The 17,925-nt window shown below is 26.0% G+C and carries 15 protein-coding genes; 10 read left to right on the top strand and 5 right to left on the bottom strand.

The features are described 5' to 3' along the window. The first annotated feature begins 308 nt into the window (after nt 1–308). Nucleotides 309–842 carry a hypoxanthine phosphoribosyltransferase gene (gene hpt / locus DD681_RS02055; protein WP_158341349.1) on the top strand — a complete coding sequence of 178 codons (534 nt, stop codon included), beginning with the start codon at nt 309–311 and terminating at the stop codon, nt 840–842. Between the two features lie 9 nt (nt 843–851). On the opposite strand, the gene panC is transcribed toward hpt, so the two are convergent. The 3 genes from panC to dksA all read right to left on the bottom strand — a co-directional run bounded on the left by panC (nt 852) and on the right by dksA (nt 3,048). After that, nucleotides 852–1,703, bottom strand: coding sequence for a pantoate--beta-alanine ligase (gene panC, locus DD681_RS02050; protein WP_158341348.1), 852 nt, complete (start codon nt 1,701–1,703; stop codon nt 852–854). 15 nt (nt 1,704–1,718) lie between these two features. Beyond that, on the bottom strand, nt 1,719–2,510 hold the full coding sequence (gene panB, locus DD681_RS02045; protein WP_158341347.1) for a 3-methyl-2-oxobutanoate hydroxymethyltransferase: 792 nt from the start codon (nt 2,508–2,510) through the stop codon (nt 1,719–1,721). An 85-nt stretch (nt 2,511–2,595) separates the two neighbouring features. Then, nucleotides 2,596–3,048, bottom strand: a complete 453-nt coding sequence (dksA, locus tag DD681_RS02040; RefSeq protein WP_158341346.1) for an RNA polymerase-binding protein DksA — start codon at nt 3,046–3,048, stop codon at nt 2,596–2,598. A 197-nt stretch (nt 3,049–3,245) separates the two neighbouring features. Here dksA and truA point away from each other — a divergent pair, with 197 nt between their 5' ends. From truA to DD681_RS02020, 5 genes are all read left to right on the top strand, one after another. Then, nucleotides 3,246–4,037, top strand: a complete 792-nt coding sequence (gene truA / locus DD681_RS02035) for a tRNA pseudouridine(38-40) synthase TruA (protein WP_158341345.1) — start codon at nt 3,246–3,248, stop codon at nt 4,035–4,037. A gap of 338 nt (nt 4,038–4,375) precedes the next feature. Next, nucleotides 4,376–5,383 carry a transglycosylase domain-containing protein gene (locus DD681_RS03150; protein WP_410002858.1) on the top strand — a complete coding sequence of 336 codons (1,008 nt, stop codon included), beginning with the start codon at nt 4,376–4,378 and terminating at the stop codon, nt 5,381–5,383. A gap of 17 nt (nt 5,384–5,400) precedes the next feature. After that, a complete protein-coding gene (locus DD681_RS03145; protein WP_261788348.1) occupies nt 5,401–6,072 on the top strand; it encodes a penicillin-binding transpeptidase domain-containing protein in 672 nt (223 codons plus the stop codon). A 468-nt stretch (nt 6,073–6,540) separates the two neighbouring features. Then, complete coding sequence (secA, locus tag DD681_RS02025) at nt 6,541–9,159, top strand: preprotein translocase subunit SecA (RefSeq protein WP_158341344.1); 2,619 nt, start codon at nt 6,541–6,543, stop codon at nt 9,157–9,159. 50 nt (nt 9,160–9,209) lie between these two features. Next, nucleotides 9,210–9,626, top strand: a complete 417-nt coding sequence (locus DD681_RS02020) for an NUDIX domain-containing protein (RefSeq protein WP_158341343.1) — start codon at nt 9,210–9,212, stop codon at nt 9,624–9,626. Nucleotides 9,627–9,640: 14 nt separating this feature from the next. Here DD681_RS02020 and coaE read toward each other — a convergent pair whose 3' ends face one another. After that, nucleotides 9,641–10,288, bottom strand: coding sequence for a dephospho-CoA kinase (coaE, locus tag DD681_RS02015; RefSeq protein ID WP_158341342.1), 648 nt, complete (start codon nt 10,286–10,288; stop codon nt 9,641–9,643). A 111-nt stretch (nt 10,289–10,399) separates the two neighbouring features. Between coaE and DD681_RS02010 the strand changes: the two genes are divergently transcribed. From DD681_RS02010 to lpdA, 4 genes are all read left to right on the top strand, one after another. Continuing rightward, the gene (locus DD681_RS02010; RefSeq protein WP_158341341.1) at nt 10,400–11,464 is read left to right on the top strand and encodes a GMP reductase; all 1,065 of its coding nucleotides are present in this window, start codon (nt 10,400–10,402) and stop codon (nt 11,462–11,464) included. A 215-nt stretch (nt 11,465–11,679) separates the two neighbouring features. Next, nucleotides 11,680–14,337, top strand: a complete 2,658-nt coding sequence (gene aceE / locus DD681_RS02005) for a pyruvate dehydrogenase (acetyl-transferring), homodimeric type (RefSeq protein ID WP_158341340.1) — start codon at nt 11,680–11,682, stop codon at nt 14,335–14,337. Nucleotides 14,338–14,350: 13 nt separating this feature from the next. Next, on the top strand, nt 14,351–15,562 hold the full coding sequence (locus DD681_RS02000) for a 2-oxo acid dehydrogenase subunit E2 (RefSeq protein ID WP_261788347.1): 1,212 nt from the start codon (nt 14,351–14,353) through the stop codon (nt 15,560–15,562). Between the two features lie 43 nt (nt 15,563–15,605). Next, nucleotides 15,606–17,030, top strand: coding sequence for a dihydrolipoyl dehydrogenase (gene lpdA / locus DD681_RS01995; RefSeq protein ID WP_158341339.1), 1,425 nt, complete (start codon nt 15,606–15,608; stop codon nt 17,028–17,030). Nucleotides 17,031–17,115: 85 nt separating this feature from the next. On the opposite strand, the gene speD is transcribed toward lpdA, so the two are convergent. Next, entirely contained in the window at nt 17,116–17,922 is an 807-nt protein-coding gene (gene speD / locus DD681_RS01990) for an adenosylmethionine decarboxylase (protein WP_410002857.1), read from the bottom strand. Nucleotides 17,923–17,925: the final 3 nt, after the last annotated feature.

Here is a 17,925-nt window from a genome sequence, read left to right as displayed (position 1 = left end):
TATTTAATTTTTGATGTAAAAATATTTTTTAGTATAGCTTATATTTGTATATATTATTAATTTTATCATAAAATTAATAGTAAGTGATTACAAAACAGTGTTTGTTCTTGTTTAATATTATTAAAGTATTTATATAAAAATTTAATTTTTATAACATAATAATTATTATTAAGACAATAGTTAAAAATAAATATTTTGTTCTTTAATTTTATATTAATATTTAATTATTAAATATATTTTATATATTAAATCAATATCAATAAATATTTTTAGTATAATAAAACTATAATCTAAATTAAATTAATATTATGAAACATACTATTAAAGTTATTATTTCTGAAGAAGAATTAGATATTCGAGTACGTCAATTAGGTAAAGAAATTACTGAAAAATATAAAAACAGTCAGAATAAGATGATATTAATTGCTTTATTGCGTGGTTCCTTTGTATTTATAGCAGATTTGTGTCGTTGTATAAAGATTGAACATGAAGTTGACTTTATGACTACTTCTAGCTACGGTCGCGGTATTATATCAAGTGGAGATGTTAAAATTATAAAAGATTTAGATGAAGATATTTATAATAAAAATGTACTTATTGTTGAAGATATTATTGATTCCGGAAAAACTTTAAGCAAAGTCCTAGGTATTTTAAAACTTAGAAATCCGAAATCATTGTCTATTTGTACGTTATTAGATAAACCAGAATGTCGTCAAGTAAATATTAACATAGATTTTATAGGTTTTTCTATACCAGATGAATTTATGGTTGGCTATGGAATTGACTATGCTCAATCTTATCGATACTTACCTTATATAGGAAAAGTTGTGTTTAAAAAATAAACCTTACTTTTAAAAAATAATTTTTTTATTATCTATTAATCGAGTTTTACCTAGCCAAACAGATGCAAGGAGGATGTTATTTTTATCATTTTCACTTCTTTTTGTAAGCTGTTTTGCGTTATATACATCAAATATATCGATAATAAATCCTTTTTTTGTTAAATCTTTTCTTGATGCATTTAAAATAAATTTAATATTTTCTCCTTTTTTTTGAATTATTTTATCAGTAGTCTTTTTAATTATTTTATATAAAAAAGGTGCTATTTTTTTTTCTGAAGAGCTTAGATATTTATTTCTTGAGCTATAAGCTAATCCATTTTTCAATCTTATTGTAGGTGCGCTGATAATTTTTATTGAATAATTTAATTCTTTAATAAGTGTTTTCACTATTAATAATTGTTGGTAATCTTTTTCTCCGAAAAATGAAAAATTTGGTTGTATTAAGTTAAATAACTTACATAATATTGTTGTTACCCCAATAAAATGTCCAGGACGTGATTTTCCTTCAAGAATATTAGACAAGCTAGGTACTTTAACATATGTATGAATTTTTTTATCGGATAAATATATATCTTTTTCTTCAGGTGCAAAAATTATATCTACGTTTTCTTTTTTTAAAAGTGTACAATCTTTTTTTAAAGTTCTAGGATATTTTTTATAATCTATAAGACTATCAAATTGAGTTGGATTAGTAAAAATACTTACTATAATGACATCCGAATACTTTTTTGCCAAAAGAATTAATTTAATATGGCCATAATGTAAATTTCCCATTGTTGCTACGAGACCAATAGTTTTGTTATTTTTTTTTATTTCTTGAATTTTTTTATTTAAAACTTTTATTTTTTTTATTATATTCATATATGATGGCATTATTTAAAAGCTATTTTTTTCGTTAGGATAAATACTATTTTCAACTTCATTGATATATTTTTTTATCGCGTTTTGAACGCTTCCACTATTAAATAAAAAATTTTTTACAAATCTTGGCGTTTTTCCTTCAGTAATTCCTAGTAAATCTTGCATAACAAGAATTTGCCCATCTGTATAAACGCCCGCTCCTATTCCAATAACAGGAATAGACAATTTTTCCGTAATTTTTTTAGCTAACAAGGAAGGTATACATTCTAAAACTAGCATTTTAATGCCTGCTTCTTCAAGCAATAAAGCTTCATTTATTAATTGGTTTGCTTCTTTTTTTTGTTTTCCTTGAACTTTATATCCACTTAAATAATGAATATTTTGCGGTGTTAATCCCATATGTCCGCATACTAATATTGATCTCATTGACAATTCTTTAATTGTTTCAATCAGCCATTTTCCGCCTTCTATTTTAATCATATTGGCGCCAGATTGAATGATTTTAGCTGCGTTTTTTAAAGTTTGATTTATTTCATAATAAGACATAAATGGTAAATCTGCTATTAAAAAAGAGTTCGGGGCTCCTTTTCTGACACATTTTGTATGATATATAATATCTTTTACTTTTACTGGCAGCGTTGAGTCATGGCCTTGTATAGTCATGCCAAGTGAATCTCCTACTAGTAAAACCGGAACTCCTTGATTGCAAAAAATTTTTGCGAAACTAAAATCGTAAGCGGTAATTGCGGCAAATTTTTTTTTTATTTTTTTCCAATTATAAATATGAGAAATAGTAATGTATTCCATTTTTTTAATTTTTATTATAAATTTTATTATGTAAAGGATACTCGAGATAGTGCAATATATCAATCGAATATCCTGATCTGTATAACTAACCAGCCATTTGTTTTTCTCGAATTTCTGCTAATGTTTTACAATCAATACAAAGACTAGCAGTTGGTCTAGCTTCTAAACGACGAATTCCGATTTCAATACCGCAAGAATCACAATAACCAAAATCTTTGTTTTTTATTTTTTTTAGAGTTAATTCAATTTTTTTAATTAATTTACGATTGCGATCTTGATTTCTTAATTCTAAGCTAAATTCTTCTTCTTGCGCTGCACGATCGATGGGATCGGGAAAATTAGTAGATTTTTCTTGTAAAAGAAAGGTATGATTGATTTCATTTCTTAATTGATTTTGCCATGTTTCAAGAATTTTTTTAAAATGCAATCTTTGTTTTTCATTCATGTATAATTCATCTATCTTCTTTTGGTATGGTTTTAAACCGGCAATTGAAAGAACGTTTAAAGATGATGTTTTTTTATTTTTTTCTTTTTCCATAGTTTTTCCCAGAAAATACATTTATTGTAAATTAAAATAGTTTATTAAGTAGTACATTTTTTAAATTTTTATTATGTTTAACATTTTAAACAATTATTTTTTATTTTGATAATATTAACATAAACTTAAATTAAATATATTTTATACTATTAAATTTATTAAAGAATTTTTATTTTAATACATAATTGAGTGTTTAGATAATGGAAAAAAAGAAGAAAAAATTTGCGTTAGGGATTCAGTATAATGGAAGCAATTATCATGGATGGCAACGTCAAAAAAATATTTTGACTATTCAAGAAGAAATAGAAAATGCTTTATCTAAAGTTGCGAATCATAATATTAAAGTTATATGTTCTGGAAGAACAGATGCTGGTGTACACAGCGTAGGACAAGTAATTGATTTTACGACAACTGCATTAAGAAATGATTATTCCTGGACTGTTGGAGTCAATGGTTATTTACCAAAAAACATATCTGTTCAATGGATTAGGGAAGTTCCGCTAAATTTTAGTGCTCGCTATAGTGCTATTCATCGCTCTTATCGTTATTTAATTTATAATCATAATTGCCGGACTTCTATTGCATTTGAAAGATCACATCATGTTTATAGAAAACTAAATATTAAAAAAATGTATAAAGAAGCTCAATCGTTATTAGGAGAGCATGATTTTTCATCATTTCGAGCATCAGGTTGCCAGTCGTATTCTAGTTGGAGAAATATAAAAAAAATAAATATTTTTGGATTAGATAATTGGGTCATTATAGACATTACTGCTAATTCTTTTTTATATCATATGGTAAGAAATATTGTCGGCTCTCTAATTCAAGTTAGTTTTTTAAAAGAAAATAATTGTATTAAAAAGATATTAGAAAAAAAAAATAGATTTTATGCAGGACCAACTGCTTCAGCTCATGGTTTATATTTATGGTATATTAAATATCCTGAATCTTTTAATTTACCTATGTTAAAAAGTAATTTTATTTTTTAAAAAATATAATTTTTTTTATTCGTTAATTCTGAATTAATATTTAAATTTTTTTAAAAAACAAATATTTTTTAAAAGTAAAAAATTTACTTTTTTAGATAAATTCAATTTCAGGAGAATAATGAGTGTGTGCGGATATAAAAAAATTAAAATATTTAACATTTTTTTTCTATTATTATTTTTAATTTTTTTTTTACGGTTTTTTTTTATATGCAAAAATTAGGAGTTTAATTAATAGCAAAATATCAAATTTTTCTACATCAATTTATAGTCGTATAATAAATTTAGAGCCAGGAAGTACTTTTTCTAGAGAGGAAATTATAGAATTATTAAATAATCTCATGTATAAAAAAGTTAAAAAAGTAATGTTGCCTGGAGAATATAGCTTTCAGGATGATAATGTAGAGTTTATACGGCGTTCTTTTATTTTTCCTGATTTAAGTGAAAAAGCGTTACATGTAAGGTTATTTTTTAAAAAAGATTGTTTGTTGAAAATTCAAAATGTTGAAAATAATCTTAATTTTAGTTTTTTTCGTTTGGAGCCAAAATTAATTAGTGTATTGAATTATACCAGTCGAAATCAGCGTTTATTTATTCCTCGGCATCAATATCCTGATATTTTAATTAAAACATTGCTTTCTATTGAAGACAGATTTTTTTATAACCATAATGGTATTAATATTTCTGCTATTGGAAGAGCATGTTTAGTAAATTTAATGGCTGGAAAAATAGTTCAAGGAGGCAGCACACTTACTCAACAATTAGTAAAAAATCTATTCTTGACAAATACACGTTCAATATGGAGAAAGATTAATGAAATATATATGGCTTTAATATTAGATTTTTTTTATAAAAAAGATCGCATTTTAGAATTATATTTAAACGAGGTGTATTTAGGCCAAGATGGTGATGAACAAATACGAGGATTTCCTTTGGCAAGTCTACATTATTTTGGTCGTCCTATTGATGAATTAAATTTAGATCAGTATGCTTTATTAGTCGGCATGGTAAAAGGTGCGTCTTTGTATAATCCTTGGAGTAATCCAGAAGTTGCTTTAAATAGAAGAAATTTGGTTTTGTTGTCTTTATATAAACAAGGTTTAATTAAAAAAAATATATATGAAAAATTATCTCAAAGGGCATTAAATATTTATCCCAAGGGATATGTAATCTCGGATTATCCTGATTTTTTAGAATTAGTTCGAATTGAAATAAAAAAAAAGTTAAAAAATAAAATAATTAATTTTTCTGGTATGAGAATATTTACTACTTTGGATGTCATTTCGAAAAATTCAGTTGAAAAAACTATTAATAAAGAAGTACCAATATTAAAAAAGAAAAAAAATTAAAAGATTTAGAAATTTCTATGATTGTTACAGATAAATTTACTGGAGAAGTAAACTTTCTTATTGGCAGTTCTAATCTTAAATTTTTTAGTTATAATCGTGCTTTAAAAACTTGTCGATCTATTGGTTCTTTATTTAAACCTATTACTTATTTAACAGTTTTATCCAATCTTAAAAAATATCATTTAAATACTTGGATTCCTAACTTTCCAATTTCAATTAAGTTACAAAATGGTCAAAATTGGATTCCTAAAAATAATAATTATCATTTTATCGGAAAAATTATGTTATTAGATGCTCTAGCTAATTCAGTAAATATCCCAACAGTAAATTTAAGTATACAGTTAAGACTAAAAAAATTAATAAATCACTGGATTTCCTGGGGAGCACTAAAAAGACGGTTATTTTTTTTTCCTGCTATTTCTTTAGGAGCTATTAATTTAACACCTATTGAAGTAGCTCAAATATTTCAAATTATTGCTAATAAAAGCTATAAAATATCATTATCTTCTATAAGATTTATTATTTCTATTGATGAAAAAGTATTATATCAAAATTTATCTCAACCTGAAAAAATAGAATCCGTCGAAGCAGTTTACTTAACTTTATTTAGTATGCAAAATGTAGTTAATTATGGAACAGAAAAATCCCTGGGTTATCTTTTCAAAAATGTTTTCCTAACAGGAAAATAGGTACTACTACTAATTTAGTAGATAGTTAGTTTATAGGAATTGATAAAAAGTAATAATTATTTAGATGGGTGGAGATAATAATTTGTTTACAAAATTATATGGTTTTTCCGGAGCTATGGAGGTATATCGAAAATATCTTGAATATCAGCTACCAAAACCATTAATATTGAATCGGCCCAAAAGAAATTAAAATGTTTTATATGAATCAAAATAGTCAGTTATATTATAAAAAAATAATGAATATGAAAGATATTTACCGATATGGTTACCAGAGAAATAATTTTTACTAAAAAAGTATTTTATAAATTTTAAAAATTAAAAAATATTTTTTTAAATTAAATATTTTATTTTATTAAAAGATGTTGATTGAATAAGTAGTATTTTAATAATTTGTAATTAGAAAACGCACACTTTTTTTAAATGAATACGAAAGATCAAATGAATAAATTATAACGTGAGAACTATTATATGTTTATTAAATTTTTAGCCAAAATATTTGGCAATCGTAATGATCGCATTTTAAAAAAATTTAATCGAATAGTCTATGCTGTCAACGAATTAGAAAGTATTTTTGAAAAATGGACAGATAAAAAATTAAAAAAAAATACTGAATTGTTTCGCCATCGTTTAAAAAATGGAGAAAGTTTAGATAATTTGCTACCAGAGTCTTTTGCCACTATTAGAGAAGCAAGTAAACGTATTTTTAAAATGCGTCATTTTGACGTACAAATTCTTGGAGGAATAGTATTACATAAAAATTGTATTGCGGAGATGCGTACAGGTGAAGGAAAAACTTTGACTTCTACCCTTCCATCTTATTTAAATGCGCTAACGGGAGAAGGTGTTCATATAGTTACTATGAATGATTATTTAGCAGAAAGAGATGCTAAAAAAAATGCTTTATTATTTGAATTTCTTGGTTTGAAGGTGGGATTGAATTTGCCTGACATGTCTTTTTCTGAAAAAAAATATGCTTATTCATGTGATATTACTTATGGAACAAATAATGAATATGGATTTGATTATTTACGTGACAATATGATTTCTTCTCCCGAAGAAAGAGTACAAAGGAAATTACATTATGCTTTGATAGATGAAGTAGATTCTATTTTGATAGATGAAGCTAGAACTCCATTAATTATTTCAGGTCCTTCAGAAGATAGTTCAGATTTATATAAAGAAATTAATAAAATAGTACCATCTCTAATGTATCAAAAACAAGAAGATTCAGATTTTTTTAATGGAAAAGGCGATTACTACGTAGATCAAAAATCAAGACAAATATATTTGACTGAAAGAGGTTTAATTAAAATTGAAAAAATATTTATCAGCAAAAAATTTATAAAAAAAGGAGAATCATTATATTCTTCCAATAATATTGTACTAATGCATCATATCATATCAGCTTTACGTGCTCATAAATTATTTATTCGAGATGTAGATTACTTAATTAAAAATGATAATATAATTATTGTTGATGAACATACAGGTCGTACCGTTCCAGGTCGAAGATGGTCAGATGGATTACATCAGGCGATAGAAGCAAAAGAAAATGTAACTATAAAAAGTGAAAATCAAACATTAGCATCTATTACATTTCAAAATTATTTTCGTTTATATAAAAAAATTTCAGGAATGACTGGAACCGCTGTTACTGAATCTTTTGAATTTCGTTCTATTTATAATTTAGATACTATTGCTGTACCCACAAATAAACCTATGATAAGAAATGATTTTCCTGATGCAGTGTATATGACAGAAAAAGAAAAAATAAATGCTATTTTAAAAGATATTCAAAATTGTGTCAAAAATAATCGACCTGTATTAGTTGGTACAATATCCATTGAAAAATCTGAAATAATTTCACAAAAATTAAAAAAATTAAATATTAAACATCATGTTTTAAATGCCAAGTTTCATGCCCAAGAAGCTAAAATTATCGCTCAAGCTGGAAAATCAAAATCAGTTACAATCGCTACTAACATGGCAGGTAGAGGGACAGATATAGTATTAGGTGGAAATTTAGATTTTAAAATATATGAAAATATGTCTTTAAATGACATTCAAAAAATTAAGATTAAATGGAAGAATGAACATGATTTAGTTGTTTCATCTGGAGGATTGCATGTCATTGGTACTGAGCGTCACGAATCTCGTCGTATTGATAACCAATTAAGGGGTCGTTCAGGTCGTCAAGGAGATACTGGTTCTTCGCGTTTTTACTTATCTATGGAAGATTCTTTAATGAGAATTTTTATGTCGGATAAAACTATTAATATGATGCGAAAGCTGGGGCTAAATTTAAATGAAGCTATTGAACATCCTTGGGTTACAAAAGCGATAGAAAATGCTCAAAAAAAAGTAGAGAACAGAAATTTTGAAATTAGAAAACAATTATTAGAATATGATGATGTATATAATGAGCAACGTCGTGTAATTTATTCTCAACGTAATAAGTTAATAGATTCTCAAAACATTAAAAAAATTATTTGTGATTTTTTTAAAGATGTATTTACTAAAATAGTTCAAATTTATGTATCTAAGGAAATTTCACGTAATAGATGGAATATTATAGATTTAGAAAAAAAATTAAATATTGAATTTAATTTAAGTATTTTTATTAAAGATTGGTTAGATGTAGATCCTAATTTAACTGATGAATATATTATACAAAAAGTTGTTAGTATTGCTCAAAAAAATTATTTTCAAAAAGAGAATTTAATAGGATGCGAGAATCTGAGAATCATAGAAAAGTCTGTTATGTTAAAAAATTTAGATTTACTTTGGAAGGAACATTTGTGTGCTATGGATTATTTAAGGCAAGGTATTCATTTGCGCGGCTATGCACAAAAAGATCCTAAACAAGAATATAAGCGTGAATCTTTTAATCTGTTTTCTGAAATGCTAGAATCATTAAAATATGAAGTAGTATTATTTCTTAGTAAATTAGATGTTTTAAATTTAAAAAAATATATTGATTTAAATAATAGATCTTTAATAATAGAAAATGGAAATAAAATAGGACGAAATACATTGTGCAATTGCGGTTCTGGAAAAAAATATAAGTATTGTCATGGAACTATATAACATCTTTTTTTAGTGTTATGGTATAAATTTTAATTTGGATAAAATACTTAATGCACTATATAAAAGCTGTGATCGGAATTATTATAAAGAAAAATAGAATTTATATAAGTAAAAGTAAAAAAAATAAATACAGTGTAGATTTATGGGAATTTCCAGGAGGTAAGGTAAAAACGAGTGAAACTTTAATTCATGCTTTAAAAAGAGAGTTATGCGAAGAAATAGGAATAACAATTTTAAATTTCAGTTTTTTAAAATATGAAAAAATTTTTAATAAAAATATAAAGTTATATTTTTTTTTAATAAAAAAATGGAAAGGAAAGATATATAGTAGAGAAGGATATTTATATCAATGGATTTTTTATAAAAGTTTAAAATATTTTAACTTTCCTAAATCAAATTATAAAATTATAAAATTGTTAATAGAAAAATTTCATTCATTTAAAAAAAATAAAAATTTTTTACTATAAATTAAAAAAAATTTTTAGTAAAATTTAGTTAAATTATTTTTTTTTATTTGTATTAAATATTTTTTTTTAGATAAATAAGTGTAAAATTTGTTTAAATAGTATGTATATAAATTTAATGTTGATATTTTTTTATTTTTATTAAAGATAATATCATCAGAAATAGAAATTCTTTGTGTGCGCGTGAATTGATAAGAAATAATTTTTTTAGCTTCTCGAATATTTATTTTATCTCGTTTGATTATACGTTTTATTTGCGTTTTTACTGGTGTATCAATTAAAAGAATTCGATTTACTTTTTTTTCTAATTTTTTTTCTAATAATAAAGGAACGACCCATAAGCACCAACATGATTTAGTAGATTTAATTTGTTTTTTACTTTCTTCATAAATTTTGGGATGAAGTATATTCTCCAGCCATAATTTATTATTTTTATTAGAAAAGACATGATTTCGAAGTAAAATTCTATTAATTGAATTGTCTAGATTGAGTATTTTTTTTCCAAATTTTTTTTTAATATTATTTAATATTTCCATATTTTTTTCTACTATTTTTTTTGCAATGACATCAGTATCAACAATGTGAATGCCTTGTTTTTTAAAGCTATTAGAAATAATAGTTTTACCGCTACCAATGCCTCCAGTAAGTGCTACAATATAAGTCATAGTATTCTTAATTAGGTTTGAAAAATTTCAAAATATAATTTTTTAAATTGATGTATTTAATGTTATAAAATTTTTTTATTTTAATATTTTTTAATATAGGAATTTAAATTTATGCGTATTGAAGAAGATATTAAACTAGGTTTTAAAGATGTTTTAATAAGACCTAAAAGATCTACTTTAAAAAGTCGTTCTGAAGTTAATCTTATTCGTTATTTTTCTTTTAAGTATTCACCTTTAAAGTGGTCTGGAATTCCTATTATTGCTTCGAATATGGATACTATTGGAACATTTCAAATGGCAACATCTTTATCAAGGTTTAATATTTTAACTGCGATACATAAATATTATTCGATTAAAGAATGGGAAATATTTATTAATTCATCTCCTGATAATATATTAGAACATGTAATTATATCAATTGGAACTTCTAATTTAGATTTTGAAAAAATTAAAAAAATTTTTTTATTATCTTCTAAAATAAAATATCTTTGTATTGATGTTGCAAATGGTTATTCTGAATTTTTTTTATCTTTTTTAAAGAAAGTAAGAGATTGTTTTTCAGATAAAATTATTTGCGCTGGCAATGTTGTAACCGGAGAAATGGTAGAAGAATTGATACTATCTGGCGCTGATATAGTTAAGGTAGGTATAGGTCCTGGTTCTGTTTGCACAACGCGTTTAAAAACAGGGGTTGGATATCCTCAACTTTCGGCTATTATAGAATGTGCAGATGCTGCTCATGGGTTAAATGGTCAAATTATTAGTGATGGTGGATGTGCTGTTTCTGGTGATATTGCTAAAGCTTTTGGTGGCGGCTCAGATTTTGTAATGTTAGGAGGCATGCTTTCTGGACACTCTGAATGTTCAGGAAAAGTAATAGAAGAGAAAGAAAATAAGTTTATGTTATTTTATGGCATGAGTTCTATTCCTGCAATGCAACGTTATACAGGAAAAATTTTTGGATATCGCGCATCAGAAGGAAAAGTAGTAAAAGTTCCTTTTCGAGGAGAAATAGATAAAACAATACGTGATATTTTAGGAGGTCTTCGATCTGCTTGTACTTATGTAGGAGCTCAAAAATTAAAAGAATTAACCAAAAGAACTACTTTTATAAGAGTAAGCGAACAAGAAAATTGTGTTTTTAATCATTTTAATGCTTCCAATATACTAGATTAAAATTTATTACGTTTTTAAAAATTTAGAAAACAAAATCAATAAAATTAATTATTTTTATAGTTAATTTTATTGATTTTTTTTAGAATTTAATATTCTATTAAATGCAATAAAAAAATTTATTTAAATTATTAAAATAAGTTTATTAGTTAATAACTATTAATATATTTTGATAAAATACTAATTTTATTATAGACAATATATAAGGAATTTATACCATGTCAGAAAATTCATATGATGACGTGGATCCAATTGAAACTAATGATTGGGTGGAATCAATTGAATCTGTTATTCGGGAAGATGGTTTGGAAAGGGCTCAGTTTTTAATTAAAAAGATTTTAAAAAAATCTAAAATAAAGAGATCAAATTTTTTTATCAGTGACTATATTAATACTATTCATTATAAAGATGAAGTTAAATATCCTGGCGATTTAGCGTTGGAAAGAAAAATTCGCGCAGCTATTCGTTGGAATGCTATGATGATGGTTTTACGTGCTTCAAAAAAAAATTTAGAGCTAGGAGGTCATTTATCATCATTTCAGTCGTCAGCAACTATATATGAGGTTTGTTTTAATCATTTTTTTCGAGCTCAAAATAAAGACGATGGAGGTGATTTAGTTTATTTTCAAGGTCATATTTCTCCAGGAATTTATGCTAGATCATTTTTAGAGGGTCGATTTTCTGAAGAACAAATCGATAATTTTAGACAAGAAGTACATGGAAAAGGATTATCTTCTTATCCTCATCCTAAATTAATGCCAAATTTTTGGCAATTTCCAACTGTTTCAATGGGATTAGGTCCTCTTTGTGCTATTTATCAAGCAAAATTTTTAAAATATTTAAAAAATAGAGAGTTAAAAGATACTTCTAAGCAAACTGTTTATGCTTTTTTAGGTGATGGAGAGATGGATGAACCTGAATCTAAAGGAGCTATTTCTATAGCTGTTCGTGAAAAATTAGATAATTTAATTTTTATTATTAACTGTAATTTGCAAAGATTAGATGGTCCTGTAGTAGGTAATGGAAAAATTGTAAATGAGTTAGAGAGTTTTTTTTACGGTGCCGGATGGAAAGTAATTAAAGTAATATGGGGTAGTAAATGGGATGCATTACTAAAAAAAGATAAAACTGGAAAATTAATTCAATTAATGAATGAAACAATAGATGGTGATTATCAAAGATTTAAATCAAAAAATGGAGCTTATGTTCGAAAATATTTTTTTGGAAAATATCAAGAAACATGTGATTTAGTAAAAGACATGACAGATGAGGAAATATGGAATCTAAATCGAGGTGGTCATGATCCTAAAAAATTATTTAATGCAATTAAAAAAGCTAAAGAGACAAAAGAACGGCCAACGGTAATTTTAGCTCATACTATTAAAGGATACGGTATGGGTTCTATTGCAGAAGGAAAAAATATTGCACATCAAATAAAAAAAATTAATATTGATGGTATAACTTACATTAGAGATCGTTTTAATATTCCCATATCTGATGAAAATATTAAAAAATTACCATATATTATTTTTGAAAAAAATTCTAAAGAATATTTTTATATACATCAACAAAGAAAAAAATTGGGTGGTTATATTCCCTTTCGGTTATCTAAGTTTACAACTACTATAAAAATTCCAAATTTAATTGATTTTAAACCTCTTTTAGTTGAGCAGAACAAAAAAATGTCTACGACTATAGCATTCGTACGTGTTTTGCATTTAATTTTAAAAAATAATTCTCTTAAAAATTTAATTGTCCCAATTATTGCTGATGAAGCTCGTACCTTTGGAATGGAAGGGTTATTCAGAATGATTGGAATTTACAGTTCAAGTGGACAAAAGTACATTCCTCAAGATAGAGAGCAGTTAGCCTATTATAAAGAAGAAAAAAGAGGGCAAATATTACAAGAAGGAATAAATGAGTTGGGGGCTGCGTCATCTTGGTTAGCAGCCGCTACTTCTTATAGTACTAATGATTTTCCCATGATTCCGTTTTATATTTATTATTCAATATTTGGTTTTCAAAGAATAGGCGACCTTTTTTGGGCAGCCGGAGATCAACAAGCAAGAGGTTTTTTAATTGGAGGTACATCAGGAAGAACAACGTTAAACGGAGAAGGTTTACAACATGAAGACGGTCATAGTCATATACAATCACTTACTATACCTAATTGTATTTCTTATGATCCTGCTTTTGCGTATGAAATAGCAGTTATTATACATGATGGTTTGAAACGTATGTATGGATCATCTCAGGAGAACATTTATTATTATATTACTACAATTAATGAAAATTATCATATGCCTGCCATGCCTGAAGGCTCTGAAGAAGGAATTTGTAAGGGAATGTACAAATTAAAAACTTTATATAGAAAAAATACTAAATTACAAGTTCAATTGATAGGTTCAGGAGCTATTTTACGTTGTGTTTGCAAAGCCGCCTCTATTTTGTATGACGAATACTGCATTGCTGTAGATATATACAGTGCTACTTCTTTCACAGAATTAGCACGAGATGGTCAGGATTGTGATCGTTGGAATATGTTACATCCTTATGGCAAAAAAAAAGTGGCTTATGTTAAAAAAATAATGAATTCCTTTCCTACTGTTGCTGCTACCGATTATATGAAATTATTTGCTGAACAAATCCGATGTTATGTTCCGTCAAAAGAATATTACGTATTAGGTACTGATGGATTTGGTCGTTCGGATAGTCGTGATAAATTACGTGAACATTTTGAAGTTAATGCTCATTATATTGTTATAGCAGCTTTAAATTTATTATCTAAATCAGATAGTATTAGCAAAAAAGTTGTAGAAGAAGCAATTATCAAATTTAATATTAATGTAGATAAAATTAACCCACGTTTAGCTTAGAGGTACGAGGAAAGTGCACAATAAAGTTAAAATGCCTGATATTGGTCTTGATGAAGTAGAAGTGATTGAAATATTAGTTAAAGTAGGTGAAAAAGTTCAATTAGAGCAAGGATTAATTACTGTCGAAGGTGATAAAACTTCTATGGAAATACCATCTCCTGTATCTGGAATTGTAAAGGAAATAAATGTTAATATAGGAGATAAAGTGACTACCTCTTGCTTAATAATGACTTGTATATCCGAAGAATTTAATCAAGATAATAAAGAAATAATTCCTTTGAAATCTACAGCGGTATTAATGAATACTAATATAAATAAACATAAAGAAAAAAAATTAATTCATGCAACACCAGTTGTTCGTCGTTTAGCGCGTCATTTAAATATTAATTTACAAGATATTACTGGTTCTGGACGAAAAAATCGTATCTTAAAGCAAGATTTAGAATTGTACAAAAAAAAATATTCTGAGATACGTAATACATCTGATTTAAAAAATAATAATTTAAATAATCTTAAATTATCACAAACGCATACTATCCCCATTACAAATTTGCAAAAAGTTGTTGGAAAAAATTTACATAAAAATTGGTTAAATATACCTCATGTTACACAGTTAGATGAAGTAAATATTACTTTATTGGAAGATTTTCGAAAACAATATAATCATAAAGAACATCACAAAAATGGAGAAAAATACAATATCACTTTATTAGTATTTATTATAAAAGCGGTTGCGCATGCATTAAAAAAATTTCCTATATTTAATAGTTCTTTATCTGTAAATAAAAATGAAATTATACTAAAAAAATACATTAATATTGGAATCGCTGTGGATGTTCCAGAAGGTTTACTTGTTCCTGTAATAAAAGATGTTGATAAAAAAAATATAGTAGAATTATCTTCCGAATTAATTGCTCTTTCTAAAAAAGCACATGATAATAAATTAACGAAGTCAGATATGATGGATGGCTGTTTTACAATTTCGAATTTAGGAGGTATTGGAGGTAGTTGGTTTTTTCCAATTATTAACGCCCCAGAAGTTGCAATTCTTGGTGTTTCTAGAGCTGTGATAAAGCCTTTTTGGAATGGTAAAGAATTTAATCCATCTTTAATTTTGCCTTTGTCTTTATCTTACGATCATCGCATTATTAATGGTGCAGATGCTGCTCGATTTATTACTTTTATTAGAAAACTGTTATCTGATATAAGATTTTTAATTATGTAAGATTGAATTTATTTTATTAATTGATCATATAAGGATTTTTAAAATGTATCAAGAAATTAAAACAGAAGTTGTAGTTATTGGATCTGGTCCTGCTGGTTATTCTGCAGCATTTAGATGCTCTGATCTTGGGTTAGATACTACTTTAGTTGAATTTCACGAAAATTTAGGCGGCGTTTGTTTAAATGTTGGCTGTATACCTTCAAAATCATTACTGCATATAGCTAAAGTTATAAAAGAAGCAGAAGAATTATCTAAATTAGGTGTATTTTTTAAAAGCCCTACACTTGATTTAGAAAAAATACAAAATTGGAAAAAAAATATTATTAATCAGTTTTCTAATAGTTTATTAAAAATGGCAAAACATAGAAAAATAAATACAATTTTTGGAAAAGCATGTTTTTCTAGCACGAATAGTTTACTTGTAGAACATAACAAAAACAGCTATGTTATTTCTTTTAAAAATGCAATTATCGCAACAGGATCACATCCTATTGAAATACCTTCATTACCTAACAAAGATGATAGAATTTGGAATTCAACAGATGCTTTATCTTTCAAAAAAGTACCTAATCAGTTATTAATTGTAGGTGGGGGTATTATTGGCTTAGAAATGGCTACGATATACAGTGCATTGAAATCTAAAGTAGATATTGTTGATAGATTTAATACTTTTCTTCCCGTACTTGATGAAGATATTAGTGCAATATATTTAAAATCTATTAATGATAGATTCAACGTTTTTCTAAATACTCATGTAAAATCTATTCAACCTGAAGAAAAGGGATTATTTGTAACCTTAGGAAAAGAGGACAATGAAGAAAAAGATTTATATTATGACAACGTTTTAGTAGCAATTGGAAGAAAGCCGAATATTGAATATTTAAATCTGAACGATATTGGTATAAAATTAAATGAGTTTGGTTTTATTGAAGTGAATACGCAATTAAAAACAAACATTTCTCATATTTATGCAGTTGGTGATGTAACAGGATTTCCTATGTTAGCTCATAAAGCTATTCATGAAGCTCATATTGCTGCTGAAGTAATTTGCGGGAAAAATCATTATTTTGAACCTAAAGTAATACCGTCAATCGCATATACTGATCCAGAGATTTCTTGGGTAGGATTAAGTGAAAAAGAAGCAAAAAATCAAAATATAGATTATGAAATTGCTAAATTTCCATGGAATGCTTCGGGAAGAGCGCACGCGTCTAATTCTATGTCTGGAATAACAAAATTAATCTTTAATAAAGAAAATAACCAAATTATTGGTGGATCTATAGTAGGAACGAATGCAAGTGAATTAATCAGCGAGATAGGATTAGCTATTGAAATGGGATGCGATGCAGAAGATATTGCGCTTACTATTCATCCTCATCCTACTTTAAGTGAATCTATTAGTTTATGTGCTGAAGTATTTCAAGGTACAGTTACAGATGTGTTAAATTTAAAAAAACATAATTCATAGAATAATTAAATCAGAACAATAAAAAGATTATAGAAAATAAATTTCTATAATCTTTTTATTGTTCTGATTTAATTGTATTAATTTTTTAAATAAATTTTTTTATAGGAATATTTCTACCATGATATATTTCTCTCATTTCTTGCCATAATAAGTTTATAATGTAGGAACGCTCTCTTTGAGATAAATCTCTTACCTTAATATTAAATAAATAGTTTTTTAAATGAAATTCTTTTAATAACATTCTAGTATGGAAAATGTTTTCTTGATATACATTAACATCAACCATGTCATACATAGATTTTATATCTGATGACATAAAATTTTGAATAGAATTAATTTCATGATCAATAAAATGTTTTATTCCATAAATATCTCTGGTAAATCCTCGTATACGATATTCAATTGTTACGATATCTGATTCTAATTGACGTATGAGATAATTTAATGTACTAAGAGGTGATATTACTCCGCAAGTTGAAACTTCAATATCTGCACGAAATGTACAAATACCGTTTTGGGGATGACTTTCTGGGTATGTATGCACGCAAATATGGCTTTTATCTAAGTGAGCTAATACTGAAGATGACGTAATTTGATTATTATTTTTTAAAATCTTTATTGTATCTAAATTTATTGGTTCTTCACATACTAAAATTGTTACACTAGCACCTTGAGGTTCATAATCTTGATGAAATACATTTAAAACATTTGCACCAATGATAGAGCAAGCTTTTTTTAATATTTTAGTTAATCTAATCCCGTTATATTGTTCATCAATATATTTAATGTAGCTATTTCTTGAATTGTCAGTATTTGCATAGCAAATATCATAGATACAAAAACTTAGACTTTTAGTTAAATTATTAAAGCCATGTAGTTTGAGTTTTTGCAATTT

This window comes from Buchnera aphidicola (Melanaphis sacchari) (assembly GCF_003096055.1).
GTDB lineage: Bacteria > Pseudomonadota > Gammaproteobacteria > Enterobacterales > Enterobacteriaceae > Buchnera > Buchnera aphidicola_P.
This window is presented reverse-complemented; position numbering and strand designations above follow the sequence as displayed.